Below are 3,805 nucleotides of genomic sequence, written 5' to 3' on the forward strand. Positions count from 1 at the left end.
GCCTTCAACACAAAACTTAAATCTAATTTTTCACGATTACTTAAATACACGAAATAGCATTTACATTTTAACCTATTAAATCGAGCGTAGAATGAATTTTGAAAACTTCTGTACAACAGAGCATGGTTATCTAGAGTTTCGATTTCAACGAATCAAAATTCCTATAAAACATATTGTGATGCTCCAAGCCGACTGTAATTATACACATGTGTATTTAAAGGACGGGAAAAAATATTTATTTGCCAGAACAATTAAGTTTTTTGAGTACATGCTCAAGGAATATAATTTTGAGAGAATTCATAAAACTTATATGATAAATTGCTCTCATGTAAGAAATTATGATCCTCAAAATCAAAATATAATTCTAAGCAATAATCTCAAGGCAACGATTTCACGACGTCGAAAATGTCAATTACGAAGACAAATCTCATGTTTGAATTAAGTTCTAAATATCTAAAAATATTTTCTTGAACCATTATAAAAGCGAAATCCCACCTTTTGAGTGGGATTTCGCTTTTTACCAGTATGATAAAGTCAAATCTTAGTATTTGAAGATTTTTGACCCAGCCATTACATTTTGAGTTTTTGCATCAAAAGTTACTCTTTCGCCAGTACGATATGCTGCGTTAGCCATAATACAAGCAATAGAGTGCTGATAACCTGCTTCGATTGGCGCATTTGGCGTTTTGCGAGAACGAACACATTCCATCCAGTTACGGATATGGTTTGAAGTGAGAATATCATAACCCGTGTTGGCGTTGGTTTCTACTTTAGTTACTTCGCTCAATGAAAGTTCTGGCAGTAAATTTGCTTTCAAACCCATTTCTGCTGCTTCTCTTTCTGACAAACCTCCGTGCGAAGAGATTTTGTTGGTTTCCAAATTTAATTCACCACCGTTTGAGTAGTAAATTTCTTTGGTACCACCTGCCGAGTTTGAGAAACGGCTTGTAAACTGTACTTGGAAGCCTTTGTTTTTATCATTATCTGGGCCGTAATCAAACACTACTGTCATAGTATCCGCATTTTTACGACCATCGTTCCACTGATAGATACCACCGTTGGCTACGGCACTACGTGGATGCTCCAAACCTGTAAACCAGTGTACTGTATCAATTTGGTGGCTCATCCATTGTCCAGGAATACCTGATGAATAAGGCCAGAACAAACGGTATTCTAAGTATTTGCGTGGGTCAAATGAATCAGCAGGACGGTTGATTAAGAAACGTTTCCAGTCGATATCCGATTCTTTCAAGATAGAAGTCAACTTTGGACGTCTCCAACGGCCAGGCTGGTTCACGTTCCACATCAATTCTACCATTTTGATATCACCAAATTTTCCTGACTTGATATAATCCTCAGCCGCAAAGTAGTTTTGTCCACTACGACGTTGAGAACCAATTTGTACAATTTTTCCAGAGCTTTTTACGGCTTTCAATACCGCACGAGCATCGTCCATCGTCTCTGCAAGTGGTTTTTCGGTATAAGTATCACAGCCCGCTTGTACTGCTTCAATAGTGTGGATTGCGTGCTGGAAGTCAGCCGTAGAGATAAATACTGCATCTACTGCTTTGGCTGCATATAGCTCATCGTTATTGCGATAAGTGGTAATAGAGTTACCTAATTCTTTTTCCAAGAAAGCTTTTCCTTCTTCACGGCGACGATTCCAAAGGTCAGACACAGCTACCATTTCAAAGTTCATTTCTTTCATAAATGCTTTGAACGGAGGTACGTGTGAAGAACGGAAACGGTCAGAATAACCAACGCAACCTACACGGACACGGTCGTTGGCTCCTATAATTTTTGAATATGATTTTGGACTAAAAGCCAAAGCACCTAAAGATGCAATAGCCGATTTTTTAACAAAGTCTCTTCTTTCCATGATAAACAGTGAGTTTGAAATGATTAGTTACTAGGTAAATTTGGGAGGTAAATATTATAGCCGTAGGCTTTATGCTGTAAGCTATATGCAGTGCTTAAGGCATACAGCTTACAGCTTAAGGCTATTTTTCTATTGTTCTAATCTTTAGATTTCTGAACGATACGTTGTCGCCGTGGTCTTGGAGGAGGATATTGCCCGTTTTGCCCATGCCAAAGCCATCGTATTTGGCGTATTTGCTACGAGCTACAAGTGCTTTGAAAATGTTACTTCCTCTTTCGTATTCTACCACTTTAAAGCCATTAAGCCAGTGTTGAACAATGTTGTTTGGATATACAATCACACGGCCTTGGTTCCAATCTCCAATTTTTCTTTGGAAACGTTTGTCTGGTTTATAAGAAGGAATCAAGTCGTACAAGCTACCCAAGGTACGGTTACCAACTGCGCCCATTTTAGCATCTGGATGTTTTTCATCATCTAATACCTGAAACTCCAAGCCTACGCCTGATTTTCCATTAGAGTCAAAGTCTTCGTTTACAAAGTATTTTACCCCAGCATTGGCACCGTCGGTCAATTTAAACTCAAAAGTCAATTCAAATGCCCCGTACTGTTCGGTAGTAACAATATCATTACCTGTTTCAGAGCCATCAGAAGGACTTACATTGATAGTGCCATCAATTACTTTCCAGTGAATAGTTGGCATTTTATCTTGATGAACGCCTCTCCAACCTGTAAAGTCTTTTCCGTTGAATAATAATTTGAAACCTTGTGATTTTTCTTGCTCAGAAAGGTTGTTGAGCATTAAATTAACAACAGGCGTGTTGTCTGCGGCGTGTGGACGCATATCTGCTCCTGTTTGAATACGGATATTTCTCCAACGAATTTGTTGTCCTGGCGCTTGGTCTTTGCCGATAGAGTGTACTTGCAAAGCAATAAATCCTTTGTCTGTTACATCATCAATCAAACAAGCTACTGGAATATCGTTAATCCAAGTACGAATAACATTGCCAATTGCCTCAACACGGTATTTGTTCCATTGTCCACCACGTTTGAAAGCTTTTTGTCCAGCAGGGTTGATATTCGGAATATATAGCCAATCACGACGACCTTCGTCATAGATTCCTCCCGACCAAGCACGGTCTGATGGGTCAACTTCCATTTGATAACCATGAACACGACCGTTTTGGTAATCAGGTTTCGACAAACTTCTGAACTGGATACCTGAATTCATGCCTTCAGCTACGTTAAGTTCTACTTCGAAAACAAAATCACCGTAGTCTTTTTCCGTACACAAAAATGAGTTGGGAGTTCCTGAAACCGTAGTGCCCACGATTTCACCATTTTTTACTTCATATTTAGCTTGTCCTCCAAGTTGTTTCCAACCTTTCAAGGTTTTGCCATCAAACAATGAAGTCCATTTTTCTTTTTGAGCGTTGGCTGTAAAAGTGAGTGCGCATACCAAAAGGCATCCGTTAATAAACTTTTGTATCATAGATTTTTTTAATAGATAGTTTTATACAAAAGTCTAGGATGTTTTTTTTTTACTCAAAAAGAGTATCGAAAAAGAGACAATCTAAGGTAGGCTCTCGACATAAGGCAGGAAATTAAGTAGGAATGCAGAATTAGATTTGATTTATGTGTTCTAGACGTCAGGCAACAGGCACAAGGCAAAGCGTGTTAAAATGATTTTTTAGTAATGATTGATAACTTTTTACCGAATGCCGATAGCTGAAAGCCGAACGCTCAAAAATTAGATTTAAGTTTTTTGTTTTAGGTACAAGGCAAAGCGTGTTAAAATGGTTTTTTAGTAATGATAGATAACTTTTGCCGAATGCCCATAGCTGAAAGTTGAAAGCTCAAAAATTAGATTTATTTTGCGTATTCAGTAAAAGGAAAGATTAAATTAATAGTATATCTGAGGTGAAGTTT

Annotated in this window: 3 protein-coding genes; 1 reads left to right on the plus strand and 2 read right to left on the minus strand. The window is 38.1% G+C overall.

What is annotated here, in order from left to right; genetic code table 11:
- The first annotated feature begins 91 nt into the window (after positions 1-91).
- The gene (locus tag ACOVQ4_RS22815; protein ID WP_421822889.1) at positions 92-442 is read left to right on the plus strand and encodes a LytR/AlgR family response regulator transcription factor; all 351 of its coding nucleotides are present in this window, start codon (positions 92-94) and stop codon (positions 440-442) included.
- Between the two features lie 99 nt (positions 443-541).
- On the opposite strand, the gene ACOVQ4_RS22820 is transcribed toward ACOVQ4_RS22815, so the two are convergent.
- On the minus strand, positions 542-1,879 hold the full coding sequence (locus ACOVQ4_RS22820; RefSeq protein WP_421822890.1) for a Gfo/Idh/MocA family protein: 1,338 nt from the start codon (positions 1,877-1,879) through the stop codon (positions 542-544).
- Positions 1,880-2,000: 121 nt separating this feature from the next.
- On the minus strand, positions 2,001-3,368 hold the full coding sequence (locus tag ACOVQ4_RS22825; RefSeq protein WP_421822891.1) for a 3-keto-disaccharide hydrolase: 1,368 nt from the start codon (positions 3,366-3,368) through the stop codon (positions 2,001-2,003).
- Positions 3,369-3,805 lie beyond the last annotated feature (437 nt).

The sequence above is a fragment of the Flectobacillus sp. genome (genome assembly GCF_049240685.1).
Taxonomy (GTDB): Bacteria; Bacteroidota; Bacteroidia; order Cytophagales; family Spirosomataceae; genus Flectobacillus.

What these genes read in the sequence shown, in the direction of transcription:
- ACOVQ4_RS22815 (WP_421822889.1), top strand. Translation starts at nt 92, where the DNA reads ATGAATTTTGAAAACTTCTGTACAACAGAGCATGGTTATCTAGAGTTT.
- ACOVQ4_RS22820 (WP_421822890.1), bottom strand. Translation starts at nt 1,879, where the DNA reads ATGGAAAGAAGAGACTTTGTTAAAAAATCGGCTATTGCATCTTTAGGT.
- ACOVQ4_RS22825 (WP_421822891.1), bottom strand. Translation starts at nt 3,368, where the DNA reads ATGATACAAAAGTTTATTAACGGATGCCTTTTGGTATGCGCACTCACT.